Raw genomic sequence first — 15727 nt, 5'->3', positions numbered from 1 at the left:
GAGCTGGAAGTCAGTTAAGGTAATCTCTCCTGGGAGAAAGAGGAGGGTGATCCAATGTGGATGCGCACTGATCTTCTGGAACTCCTCGGCATTGAACACCCGATAATCCAGGCGCCGATGAGCGGCATCACCACGCCGGAACTCGCGGCGGCAGTCAGCAATGCCGGGGCGCTTGGCTCGCTCGGATGCGGCATTCTGCCTGCGGCGGCTATCCGCGAGCAGCTCACGGCGACACAGCACGCCACCAATCGTCCGATCAACGTCAACTTCTTTGCGCACCCGGCGCCGGCACGCGATGATGCGGCAGCTCAAAGTATGCGAGACCGCCTTCGCGGCTGCTATGAGGAGGTCGGCCTCGGACCGGTGCCCGAGCCGGGCGAACCCTTCCCACCTTCGATCGTGAGCGTCTCGAAATTGTGCTCGAGCTTCGCCCGAAGGTGGTCAGCTTCCACTTCGGCCTACCCGACACCGCAATTGTGCAGCAGTTGAAAGCCGGCGGCTGTATTGTCCTCTGTTCGGCTACCACCGTCTCGGAAGCGCGCCAGCTTGAGGCAGGAGGGGTGGACGCCATTATCGCGCAGGGATACGAGGCGGGTGGGCATCGCGGCACATTCACTGGCGACCCTGCTATCGGCACAGCCGGCACTATGGCCCTCGTACCACAGATTGTTGATGCCGTGCGGGTGCCTGTAATTGCTGCCGGCGGTATCTTCGACGGTCGCGGCATTGCTGCCAGCTTTGCACTTGGTGCATGTGGTGTGCAGATCGGCACGGCTTTCCTGGCCTGTCCTGAAGCCAATGTGCAGCCAGTCTATCGCGTAGCATTGCGCTCGGCCAACGACGAGAGCACGTCGGTGACTCGCTGCTTCACTGGCCGCCCAGCGCGCGTGGTGCGCAACCGGTTTGTGATGGAAATGGCTGGTGAGGAAGATGCTGCGCTGGCGTTTCCGCTACAGGCGAGTCTGGTCATGCCGCTTTCAATGGCAAAGGATGAAAGCAAGCGGGCTGACTTCTTGCCTATTTGGGCCGGGCAGGGCGTTGCGAAGCTGCGGGAGATGCCGGCCGCCGCCCTTGTGGAGAAACTCGTCACGGAAGCAAGCGGCATAGATCGGGCCGATAGGGGAGTAGGGGAGTAGGGGAGTAGGGGATGTGTTCCGGAGTGCATCTACACCACTCACATACTGCCTTACTCCCCTATTCCCTTACTGGTCTCAAATGCCTTCGCCGGCAAGCTCTTCGGAAAGTGCGGCGACCTGGTCCTGGGCGCTGCGCATCATCGGATAGATGCCGAGAACGCGCTGCCAGGCCTCGAGCGCCGACTGCTTGTGGCCGGTTTCGGCCATGATCTGGGCCAGGCCGGAAAGCGCGCCGAAATGGCGTGGTTCGAGCTGCAGGGTACGGTCGATGTCCGACATCGACTTCCCGTAGTTCTTCATCATGAAATGAACCGTGGCGCGCCGGTTCCAGCCTTCCGCATAGGTCGGCTGCAGGGTTACCACCTGATCGAGGAAATCGAGCGCAACATCGAATTTCTGGTTTTCAGTCGCCTTTTGCGACCATTGCATCATCAGGTCGATCGAGGCACTGCCCGACTGGGACCACTCGCTGCCGATGCGCCCGGCGATGCGCTCGGCCGCCTTTTCGTTGCGTTCGCGCTTGAGATCGGCAAACAGCTGATCGAGCCGCGCCTGTTTCGTCATCACAACCGGAGGTGCTGTCGGCCGATTTGCTGTCGGATCTTCAGCCCACGCCGGCAGCGAGACAGCGCTGGAAACGAAGAAAGCCGTGAAAAATGCAAAAAGAATCCGCATCGCGGGAATCTAGCCCCCGACGCCGGATCGTCAAACTGAATTTAGCGTGAGAGGCGTATCATGCGCACGGAGGCACGCAGCCTCCGGTCAAAAACTCAACCCTGGCGCGCCTTGTAGCGCGGAGCGGTCTTGTTGATGATGTAGACGCGGCCCTTGCGACGAACCAGCTGGTTGTCGCGGTGACGCGCCTTCAACGCCTTGAGCGAATTCTTGATCTTCATGGTCTTGCCCGTCGGTCTGGGCCCGGTCCCGGGCCGAACTATTAAGGCGCGCCCACAGACGCGCCTTTGAACTGTGCGTGGCTCATAGACGAGGAGCCTTGCCCGTGTCAACCGCAAGCGCGTTGCCTAAACGATACGGACCGTTTCGTATCATCGAAATACCCGCCAACGGCGCCTTGCGGCATTGCGCGGGCTTGAGACGGCTGGAATGATGCGGTTGCGAATTGGAGATCATCATGCGCCGAATTCTTGTGTCCGCCTGTCTTGCCGTCCTTGCGGCAGGTTCTGTTGCCCATGCGCAGGAATGCGACCGCAACGACGACAGCCAGCAGATGATGAACATCTGCGCCGACGCGGACTACAAATCCGCCGACGCCAAACTCAACAAGGCCTACCAAGAGCTCATCAGCGCAAGCGATGCAAAAGCCAGGAAGCTGTTGCAGACGGCGCAGCGCGCGTGGATCGCCTTTCGCGACGCGGAATGCAGCTATTCCGCCGCGGACAGCGAAGGCGGCTCGATCTATCCGATGCTGATATCGGAATGCCTGACGCGGCTGACCGACGACCGCACCAAACAGCTCACCGCCGATTCGACCTGCGCGGAAGGCGATGTGAGCTGCGCCAGCCCCGACGAGGACGAGAGCGGCGACATCCAGTAAGCGTAGGTTCTAACTTTTGTTTGAGCATGATCGTTCCCGAAAACCGGATTCCACTTTTCGGGATCATGCTCTAGCTGCGGCGGCTCACGCGCGTGAAATGGCCCATCTTGCGGCCGGGCCGCGCCTCGGCCTTGCCATAGAGGTGCAGCATCAGATCGGGCTCGGCGAGAAGTTCAGGAACGCGCCGGATGTCGTCGCCGATCAGGTTTTCCATGACGCAGTCGAACTGCCGTGCGGGATTTCCCAGCGGCAGGCCGGCGACGGCGCGGATGTGCTGCTCGAATTGCGAGATGGTGCAGGCGGCCTCCGTCCAGTGGCCGGAATTGTGGACGCGCGGCGCAATCTCGTTGGCCAGCAGCGAACCGTCGGCCAGGACAAAGAATTCGACGCCGATGACGCCGACATAGTCGAGCGCTGCAAGTATCTCGGCCGCCGCCGTTTGAGCCGCAGCCGCCGTGTCGGACTTCACCCCGGCCGGCAGCGTCGAACTGTGAAGAATACCGTTGCGATGGACATTCCAGGCCGGATCGTAGGCGGCGAGCGAACCGTCGATGCCGCGCGCGGCGATCACCGAAATCTCGCGCTCGAAGGCGACGAATGATTCCAGGATCAACGGCACGTTGCCCATCGCCTCGCAAGTGCCGGCAAAGCCGCCTGTTTCCATGTTGCGGAAGACACGCTGGCCCTTGCCGTCATAGCCCATCCGGCGCGTCTTCAATATGCCGCTGCCGTTGAACTTTTTCAGCGCGGCCGTCAGTTCCTCGTCATTGTCGACGGGGCTGAAATCCGCGGTCGGTATGCCGATGCCGTTGAGGAATTTCTTTTCCGCCAGCCGGTCCTGAGCCACTTCCAGTGCGCGTGCCGGCGGATAGACCGGGACCGTGGTGGCAAGTGCCGCGGCGGCCGCAACCGGAACGTTCTCGAATTCGTAAGTAACGACGGCACTGGCCGCAGCCAGCTCGCCGAGCGCGGCCGCGTCGTCATAGGCGGCGACGATCTGCCGGTTGGCGACCTGTGCCGCCGGGCAGTCCGGCTGCGGCTCCAGCACGACGATGCGGTAGCCGAGGCGGGCCGCGGCCATCGCCAGCATGCGGCCGAGCTGGCCGCCGCCAATGATGCCGATGGTCGATCCGGCGGGCCGGCTCACGGCGTGTCCGTCGGCTCGGCGGCCACCTTGGCGGTCTGCGCGGCGCGCCAGCTGTCCAGCCGGGCGGCAAGCTTTTCGTCGCTCAGCGCCAGCACCGCGGCGGCCAGAAGGGCGGCGTTGGCAGCGCCGGCCTTGCCGATGGCCAAAGTGCCGACCGGAATGCCGGCCGGCATCTGCACGATCGAAAGCAGCGAATCCTGGCCGGACAGCGTCTTCGATTCCACCGGCACGCCGAACACCGGCAGTGGCGTCATCGCTGCCGTCATGCCCGGCAGATGCGCCGCACCGCCGGCACCGGCGATGATCACCTTGTAGCCGGCGCCCTTGGCGCCCTTGGCGAAGTCATAGAGCCGGTCGGGAGTGCGGTGGGCCGAGACGATCAGCCGCTTGTGTGGAATGCCAAGCGCCTCAAGCGTTTCGGCGGCGTGGCGCATCGTCGCCCAGTCGGACTGGCTGCCCATGATGATGGCGACGTCGGCGCGGTGATTGTCCAAGCTTCTGCTCCCCGGCGGCAAACGCGCGCATTAGCGGAAATCGAGGGGAGCCGCAAGGATAGGAGCGTCCCGCACTCGGGCGAATGGCGCCATCGCTACCTAATCCGGCCAGCGCAAAGCCCCGGCAGACTGCTTGCGAGCGGACTTCATCGCATCCGCGGGCCGCTCAGCAGCGCTCAACACCGCCCGCAGGCGCTCGGCGACGATCTCCGCCTCGCCGGGGTGCAGATTGCACGGATCAAGGAAGAAGTGGCCGCGCTCGACCTCGTGGTTGCGAACGATAATGGGGGGCGAACCCTCCGCCAGTGCCGAGGCCAGCCCGGCGGCGGTGAACCGGCTTTCGGGCGCAACAAACACCTGCAGGCGCTCGAGAGGATTTCCGGTCGGATCGGGAATGATGTTTGCTGCGATGCCGGGCAGGCCCTGCAATGCGGTTTGCCACAGATGCAGTGCGGCTTCTTCCCGCTGGCGGATGCCGGCATGGTCGCGCCGTTCCCAGGCTTCCAGGGCCGCCATGGTGCCGGCAATGCTCTCCTTGCCGACCTTCATGGCCCGCGCAACGCCGCGGTTCTGGAGATAGGCGGCCCGCACCAGATCCTTGCGGCCGGCAACGATGCCGCTTGTCGGCCCTGAGAGAAATTTGTGCCCGCTATAGACGACAATGTCGGCGCCGCGCGCCAGAAAGCCGCGCAAATCGTATTCCGAGGCGGCGTCGACGATCACCGGCACGCCCTTGGCGTGGCAGATCTCGCAGAACTCTTCGAGCGAGAGCATGCCGTATTGCACGGTGTGGTGCGCGACGACGTAGAGGGCTGCCGCCGTCCGGTCCTGGATCGCCTCGCCTACATGATAGTCCTGCGTAACGCTGACCGTGCCGGCGGGCACTGCCTTGGCTCCGGCAAGCCGGATCGACTGGTCGATCGGCGCGCCATAATTGACGATGTGGCCAAGCTGGACGATGACCTCCGATTTGAGGCCCTCGGTGTCGTCCGGCAGCCGCTCGATCGCAAGAAGGCTGGTTCCGGTCATCGCGCCGGCAATCGCCATGGTTATGCCGCTGGCGCAGCATGCGGTGATAAAGCCGGCCTCGCCGCCGGTGAGGCGTGCAATCACCGTGCTTGCGGCGCGCTGCAGATCGTCCATCTCGACCCATTGCGAGGCGATTTCCGACATTGCGGCAATCGCTTCCGGCACGATGATCGAAGCGCCGAGCGCCGTCATCGTTCCGGAAACATTAATGATCGGGCGAAGGCCGAGCCGTTCGCGGATTGTCGTATTGGAACGGTCAGCGGCATAGGTCGTCATCTCTGTAGATCCTGTTTTCAGGCGGCGATCTCGACGACCGCCTCGATTTCAACTGTGATGTTGCCCGGCAGCGAGCCGACACCGATCGCGGAACGGGCGTGTCCGCCAAGCGTATCAAAGACGGCCGCGAAAAGATCGGAACAGCCATTCACCACCTTGGGGTGCTCGCTGAATGTCGGCGTTGCATTGACAAAGCCAAGCAGTTTGACGACGCGCACGATGCGGCCGAGGTCGCCGGCCGCGGCATGCATGACGGCGAGCAGGTTCAGGCCGGTGAGACGGGCATGCCCATAGGCCTCCTCCACGGAGACATCCTCGCCAACCTTGCCGGTGCAGAGCGCGCCATCAGCGCGCAACGGCCCCTGGCCGGAGAGGAAGATCAGCCGTCCGCTCTCGGCATAGGTGACGAAGTTGGCGATGGGCTTCGGCGGCTCGGGCAGCGTCAGGCCCAATTCCGCGAGCCGGATGTAAGGCGTCATAAAAGCTCCTTGCGACAGCTTTCGCCGTCCGGTGTCAAAAATGCGAGGCGCGAAACCGCGCCAGGAAGCTGCGAAGGCGTTCATTGTCGAAGTCCGCAGCCAGGATCTCGGCGGGAGGTCCGACGGCACTGACGCCGCCATCCGCCATGAAAACGATGCGGCTCGATGCATCGCGTGCAAAAGCCATCTCGTGCGTGACCATCAGCATCGTCATGCCGTCTTCGGCGAGGCTGCGTACGACCTCGAGCACCTCGCCAACCAGTTCGGGGTCGAGCGCCGAGGTTATCTCGTCGAGGAGCAGGATCTTCGGCTCCATCGCCACAGCGCGGGCGATGCCGACGCGCTGCTGCTGGCCGCCGGAAAGCTCGGCCGGCAGACTGTCGGCCTTGTGGGCGAGCCCGACCCGGCCGAGCCAGTGCTCGGCAATGGTGCGGGCCTCGGCATTGCTCTTGCCGCGCACCTTGCGCAGGCCGAGCATGATGTTGCCGGCCGCAGTCAAATGCGGAAACAGATTGAAGCTCTGGAACACCATTCCGGTCTCGGCGCGCATCGCCGCCAGGTCGCGCTCGCTGCGTCGCTGGCGTGTTCCCGCCTCGCGGTAGCCGACCTCTTTACCGTCGATACGGATCGAGCCGTTATCATAGCTCTCCAGGAAGTTGACGCAGCGCAGCAGCGTGGTCTTGCCGCTGCCGGATGGCCCGATGACTGTCACCACCTCGCCGCGTGTCACCTTGAGGCTTACAGAGCGCAGGACCTCGACCGATCCAAAGGCTTTGGAGACCTCGGAGATATCGAGAAGCGCCGGATTTGCGTGCGAGGCTTTGGACATCTTGTTATTCCCGGATGAAGGAGAAACGCCGCTCCAGCCGCCGGCTGGCCAAGGAGAGGGCGTAGTTGACAGCGAAGTAGACGAGCGCGCCGAGGAGGTAGAGCGGCATCGCCTCATAGGTGCGGCCGATGACCTGGTTGATCGCTTGCATCAGGTCGGTGATGCCGAGCAGCGAGACCAGCGCGCTGCCTTTCACCGCGTCGGTGACGCCGTTGATCCAGGGCGGCAGGAAGCGCCTGAACGCTTGCGGAAAAATGACGTAGGCCAGCCGCTGGCGGAAGGTCAGCCCGATCGCCATCGCCGCCTCGGACTGACCCTTGGGAATCGAGCCGACGGCGCCCCTGAGATACTCGACGACTTGTGCGGTCTTGAAGAGGGTGAGGGCGAGTACGGCCGCCCAAAAGGACTCGAGATGCAGTCCCACCGCGGGCAGGCCGTAATAGACGAAGAAGATCAGCACCAGGATCGGAATGCCGCGTATGGTGTCACTGAAGATGCGCACTGCCCAGCGCAGCGGAGCCGGACCATAGACGAGGCCGACACCCATCAGCAGGCCGGCGATAAGCGATAACACTACGACCAGCAGCGACACCCACAAGGTTACGGCAAAGCCTTGGGCGAGGAACGGCAAGGCGTAGATGATCTGGCTCAGCATGTCAGCGCGCCGCCTTGAACCGGCGCTCGACCAGCCGCAGCGCGAAAAGCAGCGCGTAGCCGGTCAACAGGTACATCGCAGTCACCACCAGATAGACCTCGACAATGCGGAACGTGTTGAAGTTGATCCACTGGGCGCCATAGGTGAGCTCGGGTACCGAAATGACCGACGCCACCGACGTGTCCTTGAAGAGCGATATGAAAGTGTTGGAAAGCGCCGGCAGCGTTATGCGCAGCATCGTCGGCAGGCGCACATGGAGCAGCCTTTGCCATGGTGTCAGGCCGATTGCCTTGCCGGCGTCGAGCTGTCCGCGCGGCACCGCCTCGAGCCCCGAGCGAAATACCTCGACCAGATAGGCGCCGCTGTAGAGCGACAGCGTGGCAATGAACGAGGTTTGCGCGCTGTAGGCGATATCGACCACGGTCGGCAGGCCGTAGAAGACCAGGTAGACGAGCAGGATCAGCGGCACGTTGCGGATGAACTCGACATAGCCCGCGATGACGGTCCGCACCGCTCGCCCGGCCGACACGTACCAGACCGCCAGAAGCAGCCCGATGACGATGCCGATCGCGATGGAGATGACAGCCAGCTCAAGGCTGAGCAGCAGCCCCCCCCAGAGCTTGTCGAAATGCCGCCAGATCAGGTTGAAGTTGAGGGTATAGCCCATGCGTCCTGCTTAGTGCCGACAGTCCGGGAACGAGGCGGAAGGGCGCCGGAGGCATCCTTCCGCCTGATGGATCAGATAACCGGGAATCCAGGATGGCGGGCCGGCGGCTCCTGTCCGAAATAATCCTTGAACGCAGCGTCGTAGAGTGCCGTTTCATGGCCGAACATGGCGATGGTGAAGGTCTGGTTGACGAAGGTCAGCCAGTCGAGGTCGCCCTGCCGCAGTGCGGCACCATAAAGCATCGAGAACCAACTCTTGCCGGCATCGAAGTATTTGTCCGGATTGCGCGAGGCGAGCCAGCGGACCGTCGACAGATCGACGGCGGCGGCGTCGGATCGCTTCGATTCCAGTGCCTGCAGCACGTTGGCCTGCGTGTCTATCTGCATCACCTGCGCCTCCGGCAGGACGATGCGCACGTTTGCCTCGGCATCGACGTTTTGCAGGATGGAAATCCGGGTCGCCGAACCGGCGGCAAGCAGCTTGTCGAAGGTCTTATTCTCGGCGTTCGGAAGGGTCAGCAAGGCGATGCCTTCGACATAGTAGGGCCTGGAGAAGTGGATCAGCTGCGAGCGCTGGGCGGTCATGGTCATGAACTGGATGGTGATGTCGACCTTGTTGGTGGTCACGTTCGGAATGCGCTGAGCCGGATCCTGCATGACGAATTCGACTTTGGTCGGATCGTCGAAAAGCCCCTTGGCGAGAATGCGACCCATGGTTATGTCCATGCCCACCAGTTCGCCGGCATCGTTCTCGAAGTGCCAGGGCGCGTTGGTGCTGCCGGTGCCGACGATCACCTTGCCGCGCTCGAGAACGGTGCGCAGCAGGCTGTCAGGCGCTGCCTGGGCCGCAGCTTTCTGGACATCGACCGCAGTGGCGGCACTCATCACTCCGGCCGTTGCAAGCCCGGCCATTCCCAGTTTCAGAAATTCACGCCTTTTGGATGTGTCGTTCACGGCGACCTCCTTCGTGTTGTGTTCCCCGTTGGACCAGCAGCGCAGGCATCGGTTGCAACTGACGTCATTGTCCCTTACAAGGGACGCCTGTACTCTGTACAAGACAGATTAACATCAGGAATCGATAATGCAAGAAGGCAATGCCTTGGCCGCTCGACCGGACGCCGGTCTGGACGAAGACAAGAATTCGGGCTCGCGGGAGAAGGGCCTCAACCGGGTCCTCCAGATTCTGGAGTTTCTCCACGCGACCCAGCGCGCGATCGGCATTGGCGATCTTGCCAGAGGGGTGAACGCACCGCGGTCGACGACCTATACGCTGGTGCGCTCGCTGGTCGACGCAGGCCTGCTGGAGATGGCCGGAGACGGCAATCGGGTCTATTTTGGAAAGAAGCTCTATCTCTACGGAATGGACTATGTGCGGGGCAACGACCTGCTCAGGCGAGGGCGGCAGGAAGTCGACCATCTGTCACGCGAGTCCGGCGAGACCTCGGAGCTGTGCATGCTGCAAAGCGGCCGCTACACCATCGTCCATTCAAGCCCGGGAACCAGGCCATTCAGGATCAGCTCGGCGACGGGTCTGCAAATACCGCTTCCCTGGACAGCTTCCGGGCGGCTGCTCCTCGCCGGCTTCGACAGGGCAGCGATCGAGGATATGGTCTCGGAAGACGACCTCGTACTGCCGGACGGCCGCAGGTTGCAGCTCGACGATTTCATAGCCGATATCGCGGTGGCCAAGTCGGCCGGCTACTGCGTCACCTCCGGCCTTGTCGATGCCTACACGAAATGCCTGGCCGCGCCGGTCTTTTCGGCGCCGGGCAGGGTCGAGGCGACGATGTGCCTGGTGGTTCCCATCGATACCTCGACCGAAAAGACCGATGACCTGATAGAGCTGTTGCTCGAGCGCGCCGCGCGGCTTTCGATCGCGGCATAGGCCGCCTTTTCAGCAGGCCAGCGCCGGCGTCCATTCAAGCGATAATGTCTGGAATGATCTTGTCTTCCAGCGCCATCAGCCTGTCCTTCAGGAAAAGCTTCTTTTTCTTCATGCGCTGGATCTGCAGCGGGTCGCAATTCATGGCGATCATCGCATTGATGGCCGCGTCGAAATCGGCGTGTTCCTGCTTCAGCCGGGAATATTCGAGGCGGATATCTGCCTGTTCCTGATCGGACATTTTTACCGTCTGCACGTCTGCGGCGCCCAAACTATGGGCCTGATTGGGCGGGACCGGGGGTCTTCTTGCACCGGCGCGCAGCCCATACCACATTTCATATTGTCGTGGAATGCTACCACGCAGCATTCGACATCGGTGCGCGATGGTGGCACACTGTCATTATGCCGTCACAGAAGCGAGCCTGCGGTGGACGTGCCATGACGGCTGCAATCCGAGGAAACCATGAAAGGGAGAACCAATCATGTCTCTTGCATCCCATCTTGATGAGCTGCAGCGGAAACACGGCGACATCGAACGCGAAATCGACGATGCGATGACCCATCCGTCGGTAGACGACCTCGAAATCGTGAATCTCAAGCGGCGCAAGCTGGCGCTCAAGGACGAGATTGAAAAACTGAAGGCGAAACCGACGACGCATTGACGCCCATCCAGGACTAGCTGCGCCGCCTGGCGCGCGATTTCTTTCCGGTGGCATGTCTCTATGCTGCCGGAAACGCTTATGGATTTGCGGCAAGCTGCCGTCTTGCCATTTCCGATTTGCTAGGTCTGCGCGCCAGTCGCCATTGACAAGCCATCTTTGCTCCTCCACCTCATGCCCGGACCTTCAAGATTAAAGGCAGCCGGCATGACCGGATATTTTTCCTCACCCTTCCCGCGCCGCAGGTCGGTCGGTGTCGACGTCGGCGGCGTGATGGTCGGCGGCGGCGCCCCAGTTGTCGTCCAGTCGATGACCAACACCGACACGGCCGATGTCGACCAGACGGTGGCGCAAGTGGCGGCGCTGCATCGCGCCGGCTCCGAGATCGTGCGCATAACGGTCGACCGCGACGAAAGCGCTGCCGCTGTGCCGGCCATCCGCGAGCGACTGGAGCGGCTCGGGATCGACGTGCCGCTGGTCGGCGATTTCCATTACATCGGCCACAAGCTCCTGGCCGATCATCCGGCCTGCGCCGAGGCCTTGGCCAAGTACCGCATCAACCCCGGCAATGTCGGTTTCAAGGACAAGAGGGATCGGCAGTTCGCGGCGATCGTCGAGATGGCGATCCGATACGACAAGCCGGTGCGCATCGGCGTCAACTGGGGTTCGCTCGACCAGGAGCTGCTGACCCGGCTGATGGATGACAACCAGGCCCAAGGCTTTCCGCTGACCGCGCAGGAAGTGACGCGCGAAGCGATCGTGCAGTCGGCGATCCTGTCTGCCGAAATGGCCGAAGAGATCGGCCTTGCGCGCGAGAAAATCATCCTCTCGGCCAAGGTCAGCGGCGTGCAGGATCTGATCGCCGTCTACACCGAGCTTGCCACCCGTTCCAACCATGCGCTGCACCTCGGGCTGACAGAGGCCGGCATGGGCTCGAAAGGCATTGTCGCATCATCGGCTGCGATGGGCATCCTGCTCCAGCAAGGCATCGGCGACACCATCCGCATCTCGCTGACGCCGGAGCCGAACGGCGACCGCACACGAGAAGTGCAGGTGTCGCAGGAGCTGTTGCAGACCATGGGCTTCCGGCAGTTCGTGCCGATCGTCGCCGCCTGCCCGGGCTGCGGCCGCACGACCTCGACCGTGTTCCAGGAGCTTGCCCAGAACATCCAGGCCGACCTGCGCAAGAACATGCCGGTGTGGCGCGAACAATATCCCGGCGTCGAGAACCTCAAGGTCGCGGTGATGGGTTGCATCGTCAACGGTCCGGGCGAATCCAAACATGCCGATATCGGCATTTCGCTGCCCGGCACCGGCGAGACGCCGACCGCCCCGGTATTCGTCGACGGCAAGAAGGCGGCGACGCTGCGCGGCCCGTCGATTGCCGCGGATTTCGAGAAAATGGTTTCCGACTACATCGAACGGCGGTTTGGGCAACACGGCAAAGCCGCGGCGGAGTAGTTCGATGCGGCGTTTGCTTGGGGCGACGCTGGCTGTCATTTGCGGGCTGGGCTGGGCGACGGCCGTCCAGGCCGATCCGCCGCGGCCGGCCAAGCAGAAGCTGATCGATCGAGTTTGCGATCTTATCGAGACGCATGCCGACCAGAACGGCCTGCCCCGGGATTTCTTTGCCCGGCTGATCTGGAAGGAGAGTCGCTTCGATCCCAATGCGGTCAGCCCCGTCGGTGCGGAGGGTATCGCCCAATTCATGCCGGGTACCGCCAAGATGCGCGGGCTCGCCAATTCGTTCGATATCGAGCAGGCTATCCCGGCCTCGGCAAAATACCTCGCCGAAATGAAGACCGGCTTTGGCAATCTGGGCCTCGCCGCAGCCGCATACAATGCCGGCGAGAGCCGGGTGACGCGCTGGCTGAATTCCGGCGGCTTCTTGCCGATGGAGACCGAAAGCTACGTTTTGGACGTCATGGGCGAGCCGGCCGACAGGTTCACCGATGCCGCGTATGCCGGCATCATCCGGCCGCTCGACAAGAAGGCGAGCTTCGCTGCCGCCTGCCGCACGCTGCCGGTGATCATGTCCAGAACCGTGCCGATGTCGTCGATCAACATCAAGCCATGGGGCGTGCAGGTGGCCGGCAATTTCCGCCGCGCCGCGGCGCTCAATCAGTGGAGCAATGTGAAACGGCGGTTTCCAGCCTTGCTCAGCGGTCGCAATCCGGTGGTCAGCCGGGTGCGCACACCGATCGGCAGGCGCGGCATCTATGCGGTGCGGATCGGCGCCGACACCAAAGCCAAGGCCGACGATATTTGCCAGAAGCTGCACAGCGTCGGCGGCGCATGCATTGTGGTGCGCAACCGGTAAAGCCATATGTCGGCGCGTTTCGCGCCATTGCTGCCCATCTCGCTCCCGCTGGGCGCTTCATCTTCGACACGCGATCACATTTTCCGTGAACCCTTAAGCAGAACCGTCAGGCAGGTCTTGCATCGTCGTTGATGCGGGGTAAGGTCCCCGCGATTTTTCGCGAAAGGGATCAGCATGGCCGACTTCAAGACACTGGACGACATCGGCAATATCAGCGGCAAGCGTGTGCTGGTGCGTGTCGACCTCAACGTTCCCGTCACTGAGGGCAAGGTCACCGACGCCACCCGCATCGAGCGCATTGTACCGACCATCGCCGAGCTGTCCGGCAAGGGCGCCAAGGTCATCCTGCTTGCACATTTCGGTCGTCCCAAAGATGGACCGGCGCCGGAATTCTCGCTCGAGCCGATCGCCAAGGCGACGGCGGACGTGCTCGGCCGTCCGGTTGGCTTTGCCACCGACTGCATCGGCGACAAGGCCGCGAGCGCCGTCGCCGCCATGGAAAGCGGCGATGTGCTGCTGCTCGAGAACACCCGCTTCTACAAAGCCGAGGAGAAGAACGACCCGGCCTTCACCGAAAAGCTCGCCGCCAACGGCGACATCTTCGTCAACGACGCCTTCTCCGCTGCGCACCGCGCCCATTCGTCGACGGAAGGGCTGGCGCACCTGCTGCCGGCCTTCGCCGGGCGCACCATGCAGGCCGAGCTCGATGCGCTGGAAAAGGGCCTCGGCAATCCCGTCCGCCCGGTTGTCGCCATTGTCGGCGGGGCCAAGGTCTCGACCAAGATCGACTTGTTGATGAACCTGGTGAAGAAGGTCGACGCGCTGGTCATCGGCGGCGGCATGGCCAACACGTTTCTCGCGGCACGCGGCACCGACGTCGGGAAATCCTTGTGCGAGCACGATCTCGCGACCACCGCCAAGCAGATCATGATCGAGGCGGCCGAGGCCGGCTGCGCCATCATCCTGCCCGCCGACGCCGTTGTCGCCAGGGAGTTCAAGGCCGGTGCCGCAAGCGAGACCGTCGCCATTGCAGACGTACCAGCCGACGGCATGATCCTCGATGTCGGCGCGAAAACCGTGAAAACCATTGCCGAATGGATCGACCGTGCCGCGACGTTGGTCTGGAACGGGCCGCTCGGCGCCTTCGAGATCGAGCCGTTCGACCATGCGACGGTGGCGACGGCCAGGCACGCGGCAGCGCGCACCAAGGCCGGCAGGCTGGTCTCGGTGGCCGGCGGCGGCGATACGGTGGCCGCCCTCAACCATGCCGGCGTCAGCGATGATTTCACCTATGTCTCGACGGCCGGCGGCGCTTTCCTCGAATGGATGGAAGGCAAGCCCTTGCCCGGCGTCGACGTCTTGAAGCGCTGAGCGCGGCGTTAATAACAGCGCGAAGCAGTGCGCTCGCGATTTTCAATCGATTCGCGCTTCTCCGACGAAAGGGTTCGACTTGAACCTGCGTTGCTCTGGTGGTCTGCTGGGTACGGGTCAATTCTTTCAGGAGAAGCACGATGAGCGAACGTCTCGAGGACATTGCCGCCGCGATGGTGGCCAACGGCAAGGGCCTGCTGGCTGCCGACGAGAGCTCCGGCACTATCAAGAAGCGCTTCGACGTCATCGGCGTCGAGTCGACCGCCGACAGCCGCCGCGACTATCGCGAGATGATGTTCCGCGCCAGCGATGCAATGACCAAGTACATTTCCGGCGTTATCCTCTATGACGAGACCATCCACCAGAAGGCCGCCGACGGCACGCCGCTGGTCGACATCATCAAGGCATCAGGCGCCATTCCCGGCATCAAGGTCGACGCCGGCGCCAAGCCTCTGGCAAGATTTCCCGGCGATACCATCACCGAAGGCCTGGACGGCCTGCGCGAACGCCTCGCCGACTATTACAAGCTTGGCGCCCGCTTTGCCAAATGGCGCGCGGTAATCGACATCGATGTTGCCAAGGGGGTGCCTTCCGCCACCTCGATCGGCTCGAATGCCCATGCGCTCGCCCGTTACGCCGCGCTTTGCCAGGAAGCCGGCATCGTGCCGATCGTCGAGCCGGAGGTGCTGATGGACGGCGCTCATGACATCGACACTTGCTACGAGATCAGCAAGGCGACACTGACAAAGTTGTACACCGAGCTCTATGCGGTCCGCGTCGTCCTCGAAGGCACCATCCTGAAACCGAACATGGTTCTCGCCGGCAAGAAATCGGGCAAGGTCAGCAGCCCCGACGAGGTTGCCGAAAGGACCATAAAACTGTTCCGCGAGACGGTGCCGGCCGCGATCGGAGGCATCGCTTTCCTTTCGGGCGGGCAATCGGACGAGCAAGCGACCGCCAACCTCAACGCCATCAATGCCATCGGCCCGCATCCATGGAAGCTGACCTTCTCCTACGGCCGCGCCTTGCAGGCCGCTCCGCAGAAGGCCTGGAGCGGCAAGGCGGCGAACGTCGCCGCCGCGCAGGCCGCCTTCGCCCATCGCGCCCACATGAACCATCTGGCAGCGCTTGGACAATGGCAGCCGACGCTTGAGCAAGCCGCCTGACCGGAAACATCTTGCGTTTCTCCCGACCCGGGCCACGTGCCCGGGTTTTTGTTTGAAAGCAGC

The 15727-nt window shown here is 62.9% G+C and carries 20 protein-coding genes; 9 read left to right on the top strand and 11 right to left on the bottom strand.

The genetic code is table 11. The annotated features are described in order from the left end of the window. Positions 1 to 54 precede the first annotated feature (54 nt). A complete protein-coding gene (locus NKH91_RS06935) occupies positions 55 to 489 on the top strand; it encodes an NAD(P)H-dependent flavin oxidoreductase (protein WP_352847153.1) in 435 nt (144 codons plus the stop codon). Next, positions 417 to 1136, top strand: a complete 720-nt coding sequence (locus tag NKH91_RS06930) for an NAD(P)H-dependent flavin oxidoreductase (RefSeq protein WP_352847154.1) — start codon at positions 417 to 419, stop codon at positions 1134 to 1136. The genes NKH91_RS06935 and NKH91_RS06930 overlap by 73 nt, the downstream gene beginning before the upstream one ends. Before the next feature lie 75 nt (positions 1137 to 1211). Here the strand turns inward: NKH91_RS06930 and NKH91_RS06925 are convergent, their stop codons facing one another. Further along, positions 1212 to 1811, bottom strand: coding sequence for a tetratricopeptide repeat protein (locus tag NKH91_RS06925; protein ID WP_023720995.1), 600 nt, complete (start codon positions 1809 to 1811; stop codon positions 1212 to 1214). Positions 1812 to 1906: 95 nt separating this feature from the next. Further along, positions 1907 to 2032 (bottom strand): type B 50S ribosomal protein L36, encoded by a 126-nt coding sequence (gene ykgO, locus NKH91_RS06920; protein ID WP_006327841.1) that lies wholly within the window; start codon positions 2030 to 2032, stop codon positions 1907 to 1909. Positions 2033 to 2268: 236 nt separating this feature from the next. Here ykgO and NKH91_RS06915 point away from each other — a divergent pair, with 236 nt between their 5' ends. Further along, a complete protein-coding gene (locus tag NKH91_RS06915; protein WP_023720994.1) occupies positions 2269 to 2691 on the top strand; it encodes a lysozyme inhibitor LprI family protein in 423 nt (140 codons plus the stop codon). Positions 2692 to 2761: 70 nt separating this feature from the next. Here NKH91_RS06915 and NKH91_RS06910 read toward each other — a convergent pair whose 3' ends face one another. The 8 genes from NKH91_RS06910 to NKH91_RS06875 all read right to left on the bottom strand — a co-directional run bounded on the left by NKH91_RS06910 (position 2762) and on the right by NKH91_RS06875 (position 9220). After that, on the bottom strand, positions 2762 to 3838 hold the full coding sequence (locus NKH91_RS06910) for a 5-(carboxyamino)imidazole ribonucleotide synthase (protein WP_352480890.1): 1077 nt from the start codon (positions 3836 to 3838) through the stop codon (positions 2762 to 2764). Then, positions 3835 to 4332 (bottom strand): 5-(carboxyamino)imidazole ribonucleotide mutase, encoded by a 498-nt coding sequence (purE, locus tag NKH91_RS06905; protein WP_023720992.1) that lies wholly within the window; start codon positions 4330 to 4332, stop codon positions 3835 to 3837. Before purE ends, NKH91_RS06910 begins: the two co-directional genes overlap by 4 nt. A 99-nt stretch (positions 4333 to 4431) precedes the next feature. Continuing rightward, positions 4432 to 5637: an aminotransferase class V-fold PLP-dependent enzyme gene (locus NKH91_RS06900; RefSeq protein WP_352847156.1), complete on the bottom strand. Its 1206-nt coding sequence runs from the start codon at positions 5635 to 5637 to the stop codon at positions 4432 to 4434. A 17-nt stretch (positions 5638 to 5654) separates the two neighbouring features. Then, positions 5655 to 6116, bottom strand: a complete 462-nt coding sequence (locus tag NKH91_RS06895; RefSeq protein WP_023678474.1) for a RidA family protein — start codon at positions 6114 to 6116, stop codon at positions 5655 to 5657. A 34-nt stretch (positions 6117 to 6150) separates the two neighbouring features. Then, a complete protein-coding gene (locus NKH91_RS06890) occupies positions 6151 to 6945 on the bottom strand; it encodes an amino acid ABC transporter ATP-binding protein (protein WP_023720990.1) in 795 nt (264 codons plus the stop codon). Between the two features lie 4 nt (positions 6946 to 6949). Next, positions 6950 to 7600: an amino acid ABC transporter permease gene (locus NKH91_RS06885; RefSeq protein ID WP_352847158.1), complete on the bottom strand. Its 651-nt coding sequence runs from the start codon at positions 7598 to 7600 to the stop codon at positions 6950 to 6952. A gap of 1 nt (position 7601) precedes the next feature. Next, the gene (locus NKH91_RS06880; protein ID WP_023720988.1) at positions 7602 to 8267 is read right to left on the bottom strand and encodes an amino acid ABC transporter permease; all 666 of its coding nucleotides are present in this window, start codon (positions 8265 to 8267) and stop codon (positions 7602 to 7604) included. Positions 8268 to 8338: 71 nt separating this feature from the next. Beyond that, a complete protein-coding gene (locus NKH91_RS06875; protein ID WP_031194546.1) occupies positions 8339 to 9220 on the bottom strand; it encodes a transporter substrate-binding protein in 882 nt (293 codons plus the stop codon). A gap of 127 nt (positions 9221 to 9347) precedes the next feature. Between NKH91_RS06875 and NKH91_RS06870 the strand changes: the two genes are divergently transcribed. Further along, on the top strand, positions 9348 to 10151 hold the full coding sequence (locus NKH91_RS06870; RefSeq protein ID WP_023720986.1) for an IclR family transcriptional regulator: 804 nt from the start codon (positions 9348 to 9350) through the stop codon (positions 10149 to 10151). A 34-nt stretch (positions 10152 to 10185) separates the two neighbouring features. Here the strand turns inward: NKH91_RS06870 and NKH91_RS06865 are convergent, their stop codons facing one another. Next, the gene (locus NKH91_RS06865; RefSeq protein WP_023678480.1) at positions 10186 to 10389 is read right to left on the bottom strand and encodes a YdcH family protein; all 204 of its coding nucleotides are present in this window, start codon (positions 10387 to 10389) and stop codon (positions 10186 to 10188) included. Positions 10390 to 10630: 241 nt separating this feature from the next. Between NKH91_RS06865 and NKH91_RS06860 the strand changes: the two genes are divergently transcribed. The 5 genes from NKH91_RS06860 to NKH91_RS06840 all read left to right on the top strand — a co-directional run bounded on the left by NKH91_RS06860 (position 10631) and on the right by NKH91_RS06840 (position 15664). Then, entirely contained in the window at positions 10631 to 10810 is a 180-nt protein-coding gene (locus NKH91_RS06860) for a YdcH family protein (RefSeq protein WP_023678481.1), read from the top strand. A 204-nt stretch (positions 10811 to 11014) separates the two neighbouring features. Continuing rightward, positions 11015 to 12268: a flavodoxin-dependent (E)-4-hydroxy-3-methylbut-2-enyl-diphosphate synthase gene (ispG, locus tag NKH91_RS06855; RefSeq protein ID WP_352480886.1), complete on the top strand. Its 1254-nt coding sequence runs from the start codon at positions 11015 to 11017 to the stop codon at positions 12266 to 12268. A 4-nt stretch (positions 12269 to 12272) separates the two neighbouring features. Next, positions 12273 to 13127 carry a lytic transglycosylase domain-containing protein gene (locus tag NKH91_RS06850; RefSeq protein WP_352847160.1) on the top strand — a complete coding sequence of 285 codons (855 nt, stop codon included), beginning with the start codon at positions 12273 to 12275 and terminating at the stop codon, positions 13125 to 13127. A 174-nt stretch (positions 13128 to 13301) separates the two neighbouring features. Then, complete coding sequence (locus tag NKH91_RS06845; protein WP_352847162.1) at positions 13302 to 14498, top strand: phosphoglycerate kinase; 1197 nt, start codon at positions 13302 to 13304, stop codon at positions 14496 to 14498. Between the two features lie 140 nt (positions 14499 to 14638). Then, positions 14639 to 15664 (top strand): class I fructose-bisphosphate aldolase, encoded by a 1026-nt coding sequence (locus tag NKH91_RS06840; protein WP_352847164.1) that lies wholly within the window; start codon positions 14639 to 14641, stop codon positions 15662 to 15664. The last annotated feature ends 63 nt before the right edge of the window (positions 15665 to 15727 follow it).

The organism is Mesorhizobium sp. M0894 (assembly GCF_040319725.1).
GTDB lineage: Bacteria > Pseudomonadota > Alphaproteobacteria > Rhizobiales > Rhizobiaceae > Mesorhizobium.
This window is presented reverse-complemented; position numbering and strand designations above follow the sequence as displayed.